Raw genomic sequence first — 16,620 nt, 5'->3', positions numbered from 1 at the left:
CCCTGCTCATGACGGCTCCCCGCCCGGCGCGTTGCGGCGCGGGCTTGCGGCTCATATCTTGTGGGTCGAGGCGCCCTCGGCAACGGGCCGGGCGCGCCGTCCACCGAACGAATGCGTGGCCAGAGACCGATGGCTGAGATTACCCTGACCGCCCGCGCGGCCAAGCGCATCAACGAGATCATGGTGGCGGAGCCGGCGGGCTCTTCGCTGCGGATCAGCGTCAACGGCGGCGGCTGCTCGGGCTTCTCCTACGCCTTCGACATCACCCGCGCCCGCGAGGCGCAGGATGTCGCGATCGAGCGCGACGGCGCCACCGTGATCGTCGATCCGGTCTCGCTCGAGTACATGAGCGGCTCGACCATCGATTTCGTGAACGACCTGATCGGGCAGTCCTTCAAGATCGAGAACCCGCTCGCCACCGCCTCCTGCGGCTGCGGGACCTCCTTCTCGTTGTAGCGCCCGCCCCGGCGACGCCGCGCCGTTGCGTCCGTACGACACCTTTCCCGGCTCGATCGCCCGGGCCGGCGCGCGCGATTGCCTCGCCCGGCAAAACACGGCACGGCTAGGGCATCCCCGCGAGAGCCCTGGTCCGGACGCTGCCATGAACCACCCGAAGGCCCGTTTCCGCCTCCGGTCGGCCTGGGCGGCGACCGTCACGCTCGCCCTTCTCGGCCTCGCGCCCGCGCCGCTCGCCGCGCAGGAGGGCGCCGCCGCCGTCCAGGACGTGACGGTCAACGACGTGGTGATCCCGCTGGGCGGCACGCTGCTGAAGGCCCCAAAGCTGACGGCCAGCGGCACCCGCCTCTCCAAGGAGGATCTCGCGGCGATCCTGCGCCCGGATTCCAACGTGCCCTGGGAGCAGCGCCTCGCCCGGCTCGACGCCGGCAGCCTGACCGTCCCGGTCCTCGTCTCCGAGAACGCGGGTCCCGGCGAGAACCGGCAGACCGTCACCTACCGCGATGTGGTCGCCCGCGACATCCGGGCCGGCCGCGTCGGCGAGCTGACGGCGGCCGGCGCGACGGTCAGTTCCGTCGCGGGGCCGAACCGCGGGTCCGGGACCTACGGTCAGGTGCGCGCCACGGACCTGGATCTCGCCGCGCTTAGCCGGCTGTACACGGTGCCCGGCGACGGCAAGGGAGCGGTCCAGCGCGTCTACGGCACCATCCAGGTCTCGGACGTCACCTACTCGGACGCGCGCGGCACCACCGTGAAGATCGCCCGCCTCGACGGCCGCGATCTCGGCGGCCGGCAGGTCCCGGACGGCTGGAGCGGCGCCTTCGCCATCGTGGCGAACGGCTTCGACGGCGCCAGCGACCGCCGCCCCCTGGCCGCGGCCGCCGCCGATCTCATCGACGCCACCTCGGTCGGCAGCCTGGAGATGCAGGGCCTGAGCGTCAGCGACACCGATCCGAAGGGGCCGGTGCTGTTCGAGATCGGCCGGGCCGCCTACACCTCCTCGGGCTCCGAGGGCGGTACCACCCTGGACAACCTGTCGATGACCCGCGGCGCGCTGCGGATCCATGTCGGCCGCGTGGCCGCGCTGGGGACCTCCCTGGCGCCGACCGTCGCGACCCTCCAGGGCATCGCCGCGGAGCCGACGGGCGGCGCCGGCTTCTCCGACGTCGAGATGCGTCGCCTGACGCCGAAGCTCGGCACGCTCACCCTCACTGACCTGTCGATCGACCTGCCGCCCGAGGCCGAGGCCGAGCGGGCGGCCCCCCGCGACGTCCGGCCCCCGGCCCGTGGCGCCCTGCCCGATCCGGGCCGGTCGGCGCGGACACCCGAGCCCAGGCCGGCCGACAGGACCGCGGATCCCCTGGCGGTCACGGTGTCGCCGCGGCCGTCCCCCCGCGTCGCGCTGCGCGAGGCGGCCCTGGCCTTCGGCCCGCTGACCGATGGCGTGCCCAGCGCGACCCGCATCAGCCTCACCGGCCTGAGCCTGCCCGCCGACCTGCTCGCGGGCGCGCCGCTCCTCGGCCTGCTGCCGGCCTACGGCTACCGAGACCTCGACCTCGACCTCGTGGCCGACGCGAGCCTGGACGAGAAGGCCCGCGACCTCGCCCTGCGCGAGGTCACGATCTCCGGGCGGGACATCGGCACCGTCCGCCTGTCCGGCACGCTCGGAGGCATCGGGCCCGAACTGTTCTCCGGCACCCTGCCGGCGGCGACCATGGTGATGTTCTCGGGCAGCGCCAAGACCCTGAACCTGACGGTCGAGAACGCCGGCCTGTTCGAGCGCTTCCTGGCCGCGCAGTCGAAGGATCTCAGCCTCAAGCCGGACGAGCTGCGCAAGGAATACGTCACCGCCAGCCTGCTCGGCGTGCCGATCATCCTGGGCAACAGCGCGGCCGCCAAGGGGATCGGCGCCGCCATGGGCCAGTTCGTGATGAAACCCGGCAAGCTCGTGGTTCACGCCAAGTCCAAGGAGCCGGCGGGGATCGGCTTCATCGACCTGGGCGCGGCGCGCTCACCGGCCGCCGTCCTCGACCGGCTTGAGGTCGAGGCGAAAGCGAACTGAGGGACGCCGCGATCGGCCGAGGCCGTGGCCCGGCTCCGAAGGCGACGCCCGCATATCTGGAAGGGCCGCCCATGCTCGCCGTCCGCCTCTCGAAGGCCGCCCTCGTCGGCGCCCTGGCCCTGACCTGCACGCTGGTCGTGTACGGCAACGTCACGGAGCCGGCGGTGAACCTCGCCTTCGTGCAGCACGTGCTGTCGATGGACACGATCCTGCCGGGTTCGGGCATCGCCGACCGCGCGATCACCGATCCGGCACTGCAGCGCGGCGCCTTCGCGATGATCGTCGCCGCGGAGGCTGTCACGGCGCTCCTGCTCTGGATCGGCGTCGCGCTGATGCTGGCGCGGCTGCAGGCCCCGCGCGGCGACTTCGACCGGGCCAAGACCTGGGCGATCGCCGGCCTGAGCGTCGGCTTCCTGGTCTGGCAGGCGGGCTTCCTGGGCATCGGCGCCGAGTGGTTCGGCATGTGGATGTCGAAGGTCTGGAACGGCCAGCAATCCGCCTTCCGCTTCGCCATGACGGTCCTCGGCGTGATGATCTACGTCGCCCTGCCCGAGGCCGAGGATCCGGAGGCGGGCCGCAGAGACTGAGATCGCGCGGCCGGCACTGTCCCAACGCGGGGGCTGTCGTGCCGACCGCCATCTCGAAGTTTGCCGCGCTGCGTCGCAAAACGATCGGGAATCGCGATCAGTTCGTTCCATAAGTTCTGTTGGGTTGAACACTCGGCGAGAGGGATGGTGGCTCCCTGTTCCGGAGCCGAGCCGTGTCGCGCAGGACCAACCCTCTTTCGATCGCGTGCCGCATCCACGGTTCGGTAGCCAGGCTTAGCTCCCGCCTCGCGGTCAACCCCAGAGCCGTCGGCCCGAGGCGGTCGAGGTCGCGATCGTCGGCCGGGTCCTGAACCTGCACCCTCGCTCGCCGCGCTCACCGCCGTCAGCCTCCACCTGATCCGCCTTCTCGGCATCGCGTGATGCCCGGGTCCAGTTCGAGGAGCGTCAGGAGAGAGATCGGACCGCGGAATCGCGATCTGCAAACCGCAGAGCAACGGTCATCGAGTTACCCCACGCCGTTGAGGAGACATTGCCGTGAGCCAATCCGCCCTTCCCCGCCGTGCCGTGCTGGCCGGCCTCGGCCTCGGAGGCCTCGCTGCGGCCGCCCCGGCCTGGGCCGCCGGCACGGTCAGACTCCCCCTGCCCGGCGGTCCCGAGCAGCGGGCGGTCACGACCGCCTTCCCCGGGAAGGGCGCGATGATCCTTCAGCGCACCCGGCCGCCGCTGCTGGAGACACCCTTCGCGGTGTTCGACGAGGGCGTGTTCACCCCCAACGACCGCTTCTACGTGCGCTGGCACTGGGCCGAGATCCCGACCGCGATCGACGTGCCGTCCTTCCGACTGACAGTGCGCGGTCACGTCGAGACGGCCCTGTCGCTGTCCCTCGACGCACTCGCCGACATGCCGCGATTCGAGATCGCGGCGGTCAACCAGTGCTCGGGCAATTCGCGGGGCCTGTTCGTGCCGCGGGTCCCCGGCGCGCAGTGGGCCAACGGCGCGATGGGGAACGCCCTCTGGACCGGCGTACGCCTGAAGGACGTGCTCGACCGCGCGGGCGTGAGGGCCGGCGCCGTGCAGGTGCGCTTCGCCGGCCTCGACGAGCCGGTCGTGAGCGACGCGCCGCACTTCCGGAAATCCCTCGCCCTGGACCATGCCCGCGACGGCGAGGTGATGATCGCCTACGCGATGAACGGCGCGCAATTGCCGCTGCTGAACGGCTTCCCGCTGCGCCTCGTCGTTCCGGGCCGGTACTCGACCTACTGGGTCAAGATGCTGTCGGACATCGAGGTTCTGGACAGGCCCGACGATCAGTACTGGATGGAGACGGCCTACCGCATCCCGGACGTGCCGGGAGCCAACGTCCGGCCCGGCCAGACCGGCTTCAAGACGGTGCCGATCGACCGCATGGTGCCGCGCGCCTTCGTGACGAACCTGCAGGACGACGCCCGGGTCGCGGCCGGCGCGCCGGTGGCCGTGCGCGGCATCGCCTTCGGGGGCGATTGCGGGGTCAGGTCCGTGGAGATCTCCACCGACGGCGGCGCGTCTTGGACGCCGACGCGGCTCGGGGCCGACGCGGGCGCCTACAGTTTCCGCCGTTTCGACGTCGGCTTGCCGGCCCTCGCGACCGGCACCCGCGCCGTCAAGGTCCGCTGCACCAACACGAACGGACTCGCGCAGCCGATGGACCCCGTCTGGAACGGCGCGGGCTTCATGCAGAACGGCGTCGAGACCGTGACGCTCCAGGTCGCCTGAGGAGGAGTTTCATGTCCCTGACGCCAATAGCGCGCTTCCTGGCCGCGCTCGCCCTGATCCCCGTCTCCGCGGCCGCCGCGCCGGAGCCGATGCGCTTCACGTCGCAGCAGGTCGAATGGCCCACGTCCGATCAGGTCTTCCCGGCGGGACCGGGCGCCGAGGCGATCAGCAACACCTGCCTCGCCTGTCACTCGGCCGGGATGATCCTCACGCAGCCCGCCCTGTCGAAGGCGCAGTGGAGCGGGATCGTCGACAAGATGATTCACAGCTACAAGGCCAGCGTGGATCCCGCCGACCGGCAGGCCATCATCGACTACCTCGCCGCGCTCAAGCCGCGGCCCTGACGGCGCCGCTCACGGCGCCCCGTCTCGGATCAGGCCGAGCAGGGCGTCCGCGGCGCGGCTCCTATACCGCTCCCTATGGCGCAGCATCCGGAAGGTCCGTGCCGGCAACGGGAACGGCGGCGCGACGAGCGCGCCGGCGGCCAGCTTGCTCGCCACGACCGCCTCCGACAGGACGCTCGCACCGGCCCCGGCCTCGATCGCGGCGAGCACGGCCTCGTTGGAGGGCAGCTCGAGCGACACCGCCACATCCGCGAGCGCCAGCCCCGCCGCCGCGAGCGCCGCCTCGAAGGCGGAGCGCGTTCCGGAACCCGCCTCGCGCAGCACCCACGGGTGGCCCGCGAGATCGGCGGCCGTCAGGGTCTCCCGGGCCGAGAAGGGGTGGCCGGCCGGCACGACGAGCACGAGCCGATCCTGCGCGACCGCCGCGCTCGCCAGGATTGGATCCTCGACCTCGCCCTCGACGAAGCCGAGTTCGGCCGAACCATCGGCGACCGCCCGCGCCACCTCCGCGGTGTTGCCCACGGCGAGCCGGATCGTGATATCCGGATGGGCGGCCCGGAACGCGACGAGATGGCGGGGCAGCCAGTGGCTGGCGATGGTCTGGCTCGCGTGAACGCGCAGGCTTCCCCGCCGCAGGCCGCTCAGGTCGGCCAAGACCCGCTCGGCCGCCTCGGCGCGGGCGAGGACCGCACGGGCCTCTTCGAGGAAGACGCGACCGGCATCGGTCAGCTCGATCCCGCGGCCGACCCGGTGGAACAGCTTCACCGCGTGGCGCTCTTCCAGCCCGGACACCGCGGCGCTGACCGCGGACTGCACGATGTTCAAGGCCTCGGCCGCGCGGGTGACGTGCTGACGCTCGGCGACCGCCACGAAGATGCGCAACTGATCGAGGGTCATCGACGGGCTCTGCGACCGCGAGGGACGATCCAGGCTACCACGCCTTCGCGCCGCGCCCTGTCGTGAGCGCGAGCGCCGTCGCGGCCAGCGCCAAGGGCGCGAAGGACACCCAGAGAACCGTGTCCCAGCCGTAGCTCGTCAGCAGGCCCCCGGACGAGAACGAACCGACCGCCACCATTCCGAACACGATGAAGTCGTTGATCGACTGCACTCGCGTCCGCTCCTCCGGGCGATGACAGTCCAGCACCATCGCGGAGGCGCCGACGAAGCCGAAGTTCCATCCGACGCCGAGGAGGATGAGGGACAGCCAGAAATGCCCGACGTCCGCGCCCGCGAGTCCGACGAGCGCGGCCGCCCCCGTCAAGGTGAGGCCGGTCGCCACCACGCGGGACGCGCCGAAGCGCGTGATCAGCCGCCCGGTGAAGAAGCTCGGGCCGTACATGGCGATGACGTGCCACTGCAGGCCCAGATTGGCTTCCTCCTGCGCGTGGCCGCACAGGCGCATGGCCAGCGGGGCGGCCGTCATGACGAAGTTCATCAGGAGGTAGGACACGGCCCCGCAGATCACCGCGATCACGAAGCGCGGCTGCGCGAGATTGACGGCCAGCGGTCGTCCGCCCGAGACGGACCCGGCGGCCGGCCGCGGCAGGCGAACGCCCGCCAGGATCAGGGCGGCCGCGGCGGCGACGGCGGCCTGGGCCAGGAAGGTGGCGGCGAACAGGTAGGGAGGCCACAGGTCCATAGTGTGGGTGACGAGCTGCGGCCCGATCACCCCGCCGAAGACACCGCCGGCCATGACGGCCGACAGCGCCCGCGGGCGGCGGTCGGCCGGAACGCAATCCGCGGCGGCGAAGCGGAACGAGAAGACCACGGCCGCGTAGGCGCCCCCGAGGAACATCGCCGCGCAGAACAGCCAGAAACTGGCCGCGACGATCGCCCAGGCCGAGAGCAGGCCGACGAGCACGCCGCACCCGGTGCCGACCATGAAGACGGTGCGGCGCCCGTGGCGCTTGGCGATGCTGCCGGTCGGAAGGGCGCAGGCGGCCATCCCGACCACGAAGATCGAGATCGGCAATGTGGCCAGGACCTTGCTGGGCGCGAGCATGTTGCCGACGACCGCGCCCGTCGCGAACACGACGGTCGAGTTCGCGCCGGCGAGGGCCTGCGCGACGGCCAGCCTGACCACGTTGCCGGTGCCCGACCGGTCGGCGACGGGCGCGCGGTCGATGGCCGAGGGGGATGTGCGGGACATCGGGACGCTCTGGATTCGACAAGGCTCCGCGGCCGGCCGGTCCGGCGTTCGTCGCGGCGCGGGGCCGACCTCGGGTGGGCCGGTTCGACGAGGGCACCGGTATAGCGGCGGCGTTCTCGTCCGTATCGCGACGCGATGACAAACCGTGCCGCCCGGTCCTTCGCCGCGACTCGCGTATTCGGGTCGATCGTCGCATGCTCGCCGCAGGATCGCCCGCTGTGCGGCAGCGATCCCGAGCGGTCGCGCCTGCCGCGGCTCTTCCGCCCTGTGGGCTTTCGCCTCGCTGCCCGACACGGCCTCCGCCGCGTCGCTGGAGGTGCCGCGTTCCAGCGCCTCCCGCGCCGCGTGCGCGAGACCGCCGAGGGCCGCCCGCGCGAACGACCTGCCGACACTGATCCCCACCTCCCTCGGGCGACCCTACGCCGCTCGGGTCCCGCGGGGAGATGGCCTGCCCGGCCGGGGATCGTCCGAGGTTGAGATGGAGGGAGGTTCAACGATCCGTTCGGGAGGCGCGCTGAACGCAGTGGCCGACCTGGACCGATTGCATCGGCCGAACGGCCGGCGCGACACGCGTCACTGCGCGATGATCTCCGGATGCTGCGCGGCGAGGTTCGCCCGCGTCGCCTCGGCCCAGGCGCGGTCGCGTTCCCGGCGCGGCCGGTCGAGGCGGACGTCGGCGATGAGACTGGCCGGGCGCCGCGACACGAGGAGCAGCCGGTCTGCGATCCCGATCGCCTCGGCGACGTTGTGCGTCACCATCAGCACGCTCATGCCGGCCCGGTCCACCGTGTCCACTACGAGGCCGCGCAGCTCCGCGGCGGCGGCGTCGTCGAGGGACACGAACGGTTCGTCGAGGACGAGGACGCGCGGGCCATCGGCCAGGGCGCGCGCCAGCGCCACGCGCCGCTGCATGCCCAGCGACAGTGCCTTCGGGTAGCGCGTCCGCCACGCCGCCAGGCCGAGCCGCGCGAACAGATCGTCGAGATCGCGCCCGCGCCGTGCCCGGGGCAGGCCGAGGCGGACGTTGTGCTCGACGCTGCGCCAGGGCAGCAGCCGCGGCTCCTGGAACACGATGCCCGCCCGGTCCGCGCCGGAGACGCGGCCCTCGAAGGAGGTGTCGAGGCCGAGCAGGATCCGCAGGGTGGTGGTCTTGCCGGCGCCCGACGGCCCGATCAGGCAGACGATCTCCCCGGCGCCGACGCCGAAGGTCAGGTTCCGGACGGCCTCGACCGCCTCGGCCCGGGCGGGCCGGTACCATTTCGACGCGATCGCGACCTGGAGGACGGGCTCAACGCCAGCGACGGACATAGGCTTCGAGCCGCTGGAGGAGGAGGACGTCGATGCCGATCATCACGGCCATGAAGACGAGGCTGTAGCCGATGATGGCCGCCACGTCGGTGCTCTGGACGAAGTAGTAGTTGATCGCGAAGCCGACCCCGTCCGGGCGCCCGAGCAGCTCCACGACCAGCACGATCTTCCAGGCGAGCGAGAGACCCGACCGCGCCGCCGTGACCATGTAGGGCTGGAGCTGCGGGATCAGGATGTCGCGGGCCCAGCTGCGCCGGTCGAGCCGGTAGGCGCGGGCCATCTCGTCGAGCCCGGGATCGAGATTCCGCGCGCCCTCGCGCACGATCACCGCGACGTTCGGCAGCTTGTTGAGCACCACCGCCAGGATCGCGGCGGTCTCGGTGAGGCCGACCCAGACATAGGCCAGGACCGTGATCACCAGGGCGGGCGTGTTCAGGAGGACGAGCAGCGGCGTGTCGAGGGTGAGGTCGGCGGCCTTGGACCGTCCGAGCGCGACGCCGAGGAGGACGCCGAGGACCATCGCCACGGTGAAGGAGATCGCCACGCGGAGCAGCGTCATGCCCACGTTGTGCGCGAGGTCGCCGCGCTCCGCCTCCTGAACGATGAAGCGCAGCACCGCGAGGGGCGCCGGCAGCAGGCGGGAGCCCGCCTCCATCGCGGCGAACTGCCAGGCGGCCAGGAGCACGGCCAGGGACGCGATACGGGTCAGCGCGCCCATGCGGTCCCGATGATCCTGATAGTCTTGACGGTCGACACGCGCGCCCGCCGGGCGGCCGCCTCAACCATTGCGGCCGGTGTAGTAGAGGTCCGGCGGGAGCGCGTTGCCCTTTCCGACGAGGCGGGCGCCGCCGAGCCGCGCCATCACCGCGTAGAGCTTCTCGGCGTCGGCGCGCTCCTCCGCGATGGAGCGGCGCGGAATGCCGGCCAGGAAATCGTGCTTCAGGGCCTCGAAGGTCGCCTCGTCCTCCGCCGCCATCAGCGGGCGCACGATCTCCCACGTGCTCGGGTCGGAGGCGAGCATGTCCTTGGCGGCGCGCGAGGCCCGGGCGAAGGCCGCCACGGCCGCGGGCTTCTCCTTCACGGTGGCGTCCTGGAACAGGTAGCCGATCAGCGCCACGTCGCCCGGGACCCCGAGGGCGTGCATGATGTCCTCGGCCCCGACCAGCTGCCGATAGCCCTTGGCCTTGAGGCGGGCGCAGTAGGTCCAGTAGGTCAGCGCCGCGTCGAGGGCGCCCTGCTCCAGCTTCAGCGTGATCAGCGGCGGGGCGCCGTAGGCGATCTCGGCGGCCTGCTCGAGGTCGATGCCGGCCGCGTCCTTGGCCTGTGCCCGGAGGAGGAGCCAGTTCTTGTCCAGGGGGCCGCCCGCCACCCCGAGGCGCTTGCCCGTGAGATCCTTGAGGCTCTTCACCGGGCTGCCGCCCGGTACCATCACGCCGCCCTCGGAGGTCGAGTACGGGATGAAGCGGACCGCCTGGCCGTCGTTGCCGAGGCGCGCGGCCCAGAGCAGGTCGCCGATGATCGTGTCGACCTGCCCGCCGATGAAGCTGATCCGGGCCGCGTCGTTGCCGGCGAGCTTGACCGCGTCGAGCTCGAAGCCGTTGGCCGTGTCGAGGCCGCGGGCCTTGATCACCGCCGCCTCCCAGGTGGACGTGCCGAAGGGCAGGCTGCCGAGGCGGATCGTCGGCACGTCGGCGCGCGCCGCCCGCAGGCCGAGGCCGCCGAGCAGGCCCCCGGCGAGCATCGCGCGCCGTGACAGCATCACGCCTTCTCCCATCGTATTGCGCAGTCTTCAGCGGCGGCAGACTGGAGTGCCGATCGAGCCGGACGCCATTGCCAAAAGGTCATAGGGCTCACACCGGTTTCCGTCCACCGCGGCAAACACGCTTGCGCGCAACCGGCCGCGGCGGCACCCTCGGCCGCGACGGTTTCATCGGAGATGGATCATGAGCGAGCGACGCGAGGGCGCACTGGACGACGCGACCGTGGAGGCGCGGCTGAAGGCCGAGCTGCCCGCCTGGCGGCTGGAGGACGGGTGGATCCGGCGCACCTACAAGACGTCCGGCTGGAAGAGCACCCTGATGGTGATCAACACGGTCGGCCACCTCGCCGAGGCGGCGTGGCACCATCCGGACATCACGGCCTCCTACGCCTGGGTCGAGGTCCGGCTGATGAACCACGCGGCCAAGGGCATCACCGACAAGGATTTCGCCCTCGCCCGGAAGATCGAGGAGGTCGTCTCCTGGCAGCCGGGCCTGGAGGGACAGGGGCTCGAGGGCACCCCGACCGATCCGCGCTTCGCCTACATCAAGTACGAGAAGTAGCGGCCGCCGCGTTCGTCACCGCGGCTCCTTCACCCGGCGGCACTCCGTCTTCAGGTAGGCGGTCTTGCCGATCTCCTCGCGCAGCTCGGTGCGGGCGATGATCTCCTGCCAGCCGGTGGCGCAGCCGAGTTCGTTGGCGACCCGGACCTTGCGGACCTCGAGCGCCTGGGCGTCCGTGCAGGACTCCTGGGCGATCCCGTTGGCGCAGACCAGGACGACGGCGATGAAGGCGTTCATGGGCAAGACGGTCCTCGGTTCCGTCGCACCCTACGCGCGGGAGTACCGCCGGGTTTCCGGCGGTGCGGTCCAGCCCGCGTGAAACTTGGTCACGGTCGGCCCGCCCTGAGGGGGCGGAGGGGCGGGCCGACCGTTCCTCGCGGCGCCCGCGGGCGCCGCGATCGCGTGATCCGGCCGATCAGCCGGCGTGGGCCGCCGGCGCGCCGCCCGTCTCCGGGCGGATGCGGTAGCAGCCGATGTAGAGGGCGGGCAGGAACAGGAGCGTCAGGAAGGTCGCCGCCAGGATCCCGCCGATCATCGCGAAGGCCATCGGCCCCCAGAACACCTCGCGGGCGATGGGGATCAGGCCCAGGCTCGCCGCGGCGGCGGTCAGGAGGATCGGCCGCATACGGTGGTGGGTCGCCTCGAAGACCGCCTGCCAGGGCGCCATCCCCTCGGCCCGGAACTCCTCGATCTGGCTCACCAGGATCACCGCGTTGCGGATGATGATCCCGATAAGCGCCAGGATGCCCAGGATGGCGACGAAGCCCATCGGCTTGTCGAACAGGAGCAGCGCCGGCACCACGCCGATCAGGCCGAGCGGCGCCACGGTGAAGACGAGGAGCATCCGGCCGAAGCTCTGGAGCTGCATCATCAGCAGGAACGCCATGGCCAGCAGCATGACCGGGACCACGGCCGCGATCGGGCCCTGGCCCTTGGCGGATTCCTCGACGGCGCCGCCGGTCTGGACCGTGTAGCCCTCCGGGAGCGCCTTGATGAAGGCGTCGAGGCCGGGCTGCAGGGCGGCCACGATGGTGGCCGGCTGGGTCGCGTCGTGGATCGTGGCGCGCACCGTCACGGTCGGGAGGCGGTCGCGGCGCCAGACGATCGGTTGCTCGAGATCGTAGCCGATCCGCGCGAAGGCGAGCACCGGCACCACCGTGCCGTTGGCGAGACCGACCTGAAGCGACTGCAGCGTGTCCAGCGAGGACCGCTCGGCGGCGCGGGCGCGGCCGACGACGTTGACGAGGTAGATCGAGTCCCGGACCTGCGTGATCGCCTGCCCGCCCTCGATCCCGTTCAGGATGCCGGCGACGTCCTGGCTGGTCACGCCGAGCTGGCGCGCCTTGTCCTGGAGGATCTCGACGCGCAGGACCTTGCCGGGCTCGTTCCAGTCGAAGGTCGGCACGTCGAGGCGCTTGTCGGCCGCCACCACGTTGGCGAGGTCGAGCGACAGGCGGCGCACCGTCTCCATGTTCGGGCCGCTGAGGCGGTACTGCACCGGCCGGCCCACGGGCGGACCGAGGCTCAGGGGCTGCACCAGCACGTCGGTGCCGACGAAGTCGCGCAGGCCGATCGTCTGCAGGCGCGCCATCACGCGGTCGCGCACCTCCAGCGACTTCGTGACGATGACGATCTGGCCGAAGAACGCGTTGGCGAGCTGTTGATCGAGCGGGAGGTAGAAGCGCACCGCGCCCTCGCCGACGTAGGACGACCAGCTCGTCACGTCCGGATCGTCCTTCAGGTTCGCCTCGAACCGGTCCATCTGCGCCCGGGTCTCGGCGATGGTGGCGTTCTGCGGAAGGGTCAGGTCGACCAGCACCTCGGACCGGTCCGAGGACGGGAAGAACTGCTGCTGCACGTGACCCATCCCGACGATGGCCGCCGCCATCAGCCCGAGGCAGACCACCACCGTCGTCCAGTGCCAGCGCATGGCGAGCCGCAGCGCCCAGACGAACAGGCGCGTGAAGATCCCCTCCTTCTCCGTGTGGTGCTTCATGGTCTTCGGCAGGAGCGTGACGCCGACGAGCGGCGCGAACAGGACCGCCACGACCCAGGAGACCAGCAGCGAGGCCGCGATCACCACGAACAGTGAGTAGGTGTACTCGCCGGCGCCGGAGCCGTTGAAGCCGATCGGCAGGAAGCCCGCCACCGTCACGAGCGTCCCGGTCAGCATCGGGAACGCCGTCGACGTGTAGGCGAAGGTGGCGGCCTTCCGCAGCGTGTCGCCCCGCTCCAGGCGGGCCACCATCATCTCGACGGTGATCATGGCGTCGTCGACGAGGAGGCCGAGCGCGATGATCAGCGCGCCGAGGGAGATGCGCTGGAGGGTGACGTCCATGATCTGCATGACGACGAAGACGATCGCCAGCACGAGCGGGATCGACACCGAGACGACGAGGCCGGCCCGGACGCCGAGGCTCACGAAGCTCACCCCCAGCACGATGATGACGGCCTCGACCAGCGCCTGGGTGAAGCCGCCGACCGCGTGCTCGACCTGCTTGGGCTGGTCCGACACGAGATGGACGCCGACACCGAGCGGCAGGGTGGCCTCGATGGCGCGCATGCGCTCCTTCAGGGCCTCTCCGAAATGCAGCAGGTTGGCGCCCGGACGCATCGCGATGGCGAGGCCGATCGCGGGCTTGCCGTCCACCCGGAACAGCGGTGCCGGCGGATCCTCGTAGCCGCGGCTGATCTCGGCGATGTCGGCGAGGCGGAAGAAGCGGTCATTGACCCGCAGGTTGAAGTCCTGGAGCGAGGCCTCGGAGGCGAAGGAGCCGCTGACCCGCAGCGAGATGCGCTCCGGCCCGGCCTGCACCACGCCGGAGGCCGAGACCGCGTTCTGCGCCTGCAGGGCCTTGATCAGGGCCTGGAAATCGATGCCGTAGCCGGCGAGCTTGCGGGTGGAGAAGTCGAGGTAGATCGTCTCGTCCTGCGTGCCGATCAGCTGGGTCTTGCCGATATTGGGCACCCGCAGGACCTCGGTGCGGATGCCCTCGACGTAGTCGCGCAGCTGCCGGTGCGTCAGGCCGTCGGCCGTGAACGCGTAGATATTGCCGTAGACGTCGCCGAACTCGTCGTTGAAGAACGGACCCTGCACGCCCTCCGGGAACTGACCCTTGATGTCGCCGAGCCGCTTGCGGACCTGGTAGAAGGCCGGCTGGATCTCGTTCTTCTTGAGCGTGTCGCGGAACTGGACGAAGACTGTCGACGATCCGGGCGTCGTGTAGCTGCGGACGAAGTCGAGGCCGTTGAGCTGCTGGAGCTCCTTCTCGACCCGGTCGGTGACCTGATCGAGGGTGTCCTTGATGGTCGCGCCCGGCCACGTGGTCTGCACCACCATGGTCTTGATGGTGAAGGGCGGATCCTCCTCACGGCCGAGGCGGGTGTAGGCCATCAGGCCCGCGATCAGCGAGACCAGCATGAGGAACCAGACGAACGAGCGGTGCCCGAGCGCCCAGTCGGAAAGGTTGAAGTCCTTCACGCGAAAACCCCGTGCGGCCGGATCAGACGGCGCCGTCGGTCAGGCGCACGGCCTGGCCTTCCTTGATGACGTGGACGCCCGCGACCACGACGCGCTCGCCGGCCTTCAGGCCGGCGACGACCGCGACGCGGCCGTCCTCGGCGTTGTCCCGCGCCGCCACGGTGACGTCGCGGCGCGCTACCGACTTCCCGTCGGGCGAGACGACCCAGACCGAGCGGCGGTCACCGTCCTCGAGCAGCGCCGAGGCGGGCAGAAGGACGGTGGGCGCGACCTTGCGCATGAGCGACACGTTGATGGTCGCGCCGAGCCGGAAGGCCGGGCCGGGATCGTCCAGGGTGATCCGGATGCGCTTGGACCGCGTCCCCGACTCGGCGAGGGGCGCGATCTCGCGGACGCGCCCGCGCGCCGTCAACTCCGGCGCGCTCTGGAGCGCGACGGTGAACACGCCGTCCGACGGCAGAGCTCCGACATGGGCCTCGGGAATGTCGACCACCGCCTCGCGGACGTCGGGCCGCGCCACTGTCACGACGCCCTGGCCGGCGCTGAGCACTTGGCCGACCTCGGCGAGGCGCTGGGTCACGACACCGTCGAATTCGGCCTTCAGCTCGGTGTAGCCCATCTGGTCGCGGGCCTTCTGGAGACTCGCCATCGCCTGATCCACCCGGGCCCGGGCGGTCTCGCGCTTGGCGACAGCCTGGTCGAGCGTCGCCTGGGAGACGGCGTTGCCGGTCATCAGGCGCCGGGTCCGCGACTCCGCGGCCTCTGCGTTCTCGGCCTGCGCCTTCGCGTCGGCCAGGTCGGCCTCGGCGCGGGTCAGGTCGAAACGGGTCACGATGGTGTCGAGAGCCGCGAGGCGCTGGCCGCGGGTGACGAGGTCGCCGATCGTCACGTCCCGCGCGACCATGCGCCCGGGGATCTGGAAGCCGAGCTGCGCCTGGTAGCGCGGCTCGATCGTGCCGGCGAACGGCCCGAACGTGACGGTGTCGCTCGGTACGACAACCTGCGTCAGCACCGGACGGACCGGGGCCGCCGCGGCCTCGCCCCCCTCCTCGCCGTGACCGTTGCACCCGGCCAGTGCCGTCGCGAGGAGGCCCAGGACGAGATACGCGCGCGCCGTCATGGGCGGTCTCCGATCTCGGCGGCCGCGACCGTCTGGCCGGGACGCAGGAACTGGATGCCGGCGACGACCACGCGCTCGCCCGGCTCGACGCCGCGCTTCAGCGCGATGATATCGGGGCCGAAGCGATCGATCTCCACCGCGCGGACCGAGACGGTCTTCCGGTCCGGATCGTAGACCCACACCGAGGGCTTCCCGTCGTAGCGGTAGAGCGCCGACCAGGGCAGGATCACCGATTCGTGCGGCGCGAAGCGCCCGCGGCCGATCACGACGGCGCCGAGCCCCATGGCGGCGGGCGTCGACTTAAGGCCGATCTTGACCCGCACCGTGCCGCTGGCGGCATCCACGGTGGGAGAGATCTCCCGCACGGTCCCGACCGCGGTGACGGACGGGTCCGACTGCAGCGCCACCGCGACGGTGTCGCCGGCCGGCGGCTGGGCCAGCAGCGATTCGTAGACGTTGAAGACCGCGTCGCGGGGCCCGTCCTGCGCGACGACCAGCACGGTCTGGCCCGACTGGACCACTTGGCCGACCTCGAAGCTGCGGCTCGTCACCACGCCGGACACGCCCGCGCGCAGCTCGGTATAGGAGAACTGCTCCTGCGCGGTTCCCAGCGCCGCCTTGGCCGAGTCGACCGCCGCCTGCGTGGTGCGCAGCTCCTGCTCGGCGTTGTCGTAGGTCGAGCGGGTCGTGAAGCCGCCGGCCAGGAGCTGCTTCTGGCGCTCGTACGACATCTTCGCCTGCGTCAGCAGCGCCTCGGCCGAAGCCAGGGCGGCCTTGGCGTTGTCGAGATTCGCCTGCTGCGTCAGGGGTTCGAGGACGGCGAGGACCTGATTGGCCGAGACGTGGTCGCCGACCTCGACGCGCCGCTCGGCGACCTTCCCGTTCGTCCGGAACGAGACGTTGACCTGCGCCTGGGCCTGGACGTCGCCGGTCACCACCACGTCGAGCGCCATCGGTGTGCGACGCGCCTGCACGACCCGCACGCGCGCCACGGCGGAGTCGAGCGCCGTCTCGGGCGCGGCCTGGGCGCACCCGATCGACGCGAGCGCGGTTAACATCAGCAGCGCGGATGCAAATGG

Annotated in this window: 15 protein-coding genes; 6 read left to right on the top strand and 9 right to left on the bottom strand. The window is 71.4% G+C overall.

Translation table 11 applies throughout. From position 1 onward, the window contains the following. Positions 1 to 129: 129 nt before the first annotated feature. From ASG32_RS17865 to ASG32_RS17845, 5 genes are all read left to right on the top strand, one after another. A complete protein-coding gene (locus ASG32_RS17865) occupies positions 130 to 456 on the top strand; it encodes an iron-sulfur cluster assembly accessory protein (protein ID WP_020092036.1) in 327 nt (108 codons plus the stop codon). Between the two features lie 145 nt (positions 457 to 601). Continuing rightward, a complete protein-coding gene (locus tag ASG32_RS17860) occupies positions 602 to 2,518 on the top strand; it encodes a hypothetical protein (protein WP_056528740.1) in 1,917 nt (638 codons plus the stop codon). Between the two features lie 71 nt (positions 2,519 to 2,589). Further along, on the top strand, positions 2,590 to 3,105 hold the full coding sequence (locus ASG32_RS17855) for a DUF2165 domain-containing protein (RefSeq protein WP_056528737.1): 516 nt from the start codon (positions 2,590 to 2,592) through the stop codon (positions 3,103 to 3,105). Positions 3,106 to 3,600: 495 nt separating this feature from the next. After that, positions 3,601 to 4,818: a molybdopterin-dependent oxidoreductase gene (locus ASG32_RS17850; protein ID WP_056528734.1), complete on the top strand. Its 1,218-nt coding sequence runs from the start codon at positions 3,601 to 3,603 to the stop codon at positions 4,816 to 4,818. Between the two features lie 11 nt (positions 4,819 to 4,829). Continuing rightward, positions 4,830 to 5,162, top strand: coding sequence for a sulfite:cytochrome C oxidoreductase subunit b precursor (locus tag ASG32_RS17845; RefSeq protein WP_107351966.1), 333 nt, complete (start codon positions 4,830 to 4,832; stop codon positions 5,160 to 5,162). 9 nt (positions 5,163 to 5,171) lie between these two features. On the opposite strand, the gene ASG32_RS17840 is transcribed toward ASG32_RS17845, so the two are convergent. The 5 genes from ASG32_RS17840 to ASG32_RS17820 form a co-directional block, all read right to left on the bottom strand. Continuing rightward, positions 5,172 to 6,059 (bottom strand): LysR family transcriptional regulator, encoded by an 888-nt coding sequence (locus ASG32_RS17840; RefSeq protein WP_056528731.1) that lies wholly within the window; start codon positions 6,057 to 6,059, stop codon positions 5,172 to 5,174. Between the two features lie 34 nt (positions 6,060 to 6,093). After that, a complete protein-coding gene (locus ASG32_RS17835; protein ID WP_056528729.1) occupies positions 6,094 to 7,311 on the bottom strand; it encodes an MFS transporter in 1,218 nt (405 codons plus the stop codon). Between the two features lie 573 nt (positions 7,312 to 7,884). Next, positions 7,885 to 8,619: an ATP-binding cassette domain-containing protein gene (locus ASG32_RS17830; protein ID WP_056528726.1), complete on the bottom strand. Its 735-nt coding sequence runs from the start codon at positions 8,617 to 8,619 to the stop codon at positions 7,885 to 7,887. Continuing rightward, on the bottom strand, positions 8,600 to 9,337 hold the full coding sequence (locus ASG32_RS17825; protein ID WP_056528723.1) for an ABC transporter permease subunit: 738 nt from the start codon (positions 9,335 to 9,337) through the stop codon (positions 8,600 to 8,602). The genes ASG32_RS17830 and ASG32_RS17825 overlap by 20 nt, the downstream gene beginning before the upstream one ends. 60 nt (positions 9,338 to 9,397) lie before the next feature. Beyond that, positions 9,398 to 10,378 carry an ABC transporter substrate-binding protein gene (locus ASG32_RS17820; RefSeq protein ID WP_056528721.1) on the bottom strand — a complete coding sequence of 327 codons (981 nt, stop codon included), beginning with the start codon at positions 10,376 to 10,378 and terminating at the stop codon, positions 9,398 to 9,400. A 184-nt stretch (positions 10,379 to 10,562) separates the two neighbouring features. Between ASG32_RS17820 and ASG32_RS17815 the strand changes: the two genes are divergently transcribed. Beyond that, positions 10,563 to 10,940 carry a 4a-hydroxytetrahydrobiopterin dehydratase gene (locus ASG32_RS17815; protein ID WP_020092026.1) on the top strand — a complete coding sequence of 126 codons (378 nt, stop codon included), beginning with the start codon at positions 10,563 to 10,565 and terminating at the stop codon, positions 10,938 to 10,940. A 15-nt stretch (positions 10,941 to 10,955) separates the two neighbouring features. Here the strand turns inward: ASG32_RS17815 and ASG32_RS17810 are convergent, their stop codons facing one another. The 4 genes from ASG32_RS17810 to ASG32_RS17795 all read right to left on the bottom strand — a co-directional run bounded on the left by ASG32_RS17810 (position 10,956) and on the right by ASG32_RS17795 (position 16,599). Further along, complete coding sequence (locus ASG32_RS17810; protein WP_020092025.1) at positions 10,956 to 11,177, bottom strand: hypothetical protein; 222 nt, start codon at positions 11,175 to 11,177, stop codon at positions 10,956 to 10,958. A 178-nt stretch (positions 11,178 to 11,355) separates the two neighbouring features. Beyond that, entirely contained in the window at positions 11,356 to 14,421 is a 3,066-nt protein-coding gene (locus tag ASG32_RS17805; RefSeq protein WP_056528718.1) for an efflux RND transporter permease subunit, read from the bottom strand. 22 nt (positions 14,422 to 14,443) lie between these two features. Next, positions 14,444 to 15,541 (bottom strand): efflux RND transporter periplasmic adaptor subunit, encoded by a 1,098-nt coding sequence (locus ASG32_RS17800; protein ID WP_056528714.1) that lies wholly within the window; start codon positions 15,539 to 15,541, stop codon positions 14,444 to 14,446. Next, positions 15,538 to 16,599 carry an efflux RND transporter periplasmic adaptor subunit gene (locus tag ASG32_RS17795; RefSeq protein ID WP_244492017.1) on the bottom strand — a complete coding sequence of 354 codons (1,062 nt, stop codon included), beginning with the start codon at positions 16,597 to 16,599 and terminating at the stop codon, positions 15,538 to 15,540. The genes ASG32_RS17800 and ASG32_RS17795 overlap by 4 nt, the downstream gene beginning before the upstream one ends. Positions 16,600 to 16,620 lie beyond the last annotated feature (21 nt).

Origin of the sequence: Methylobacterium sp. Leaf361 (genome assembly GCF_001424445.1) — a bacterium.
Lineage (GTDB): Bacteria > Pseudomonadota > Alphaproteobacteria > Rhizobiales > Beijerinckiaceae > Methylobacterium.
This window is presented reverse-complemented; position numbering and strand designations above follow the sequence as displayed.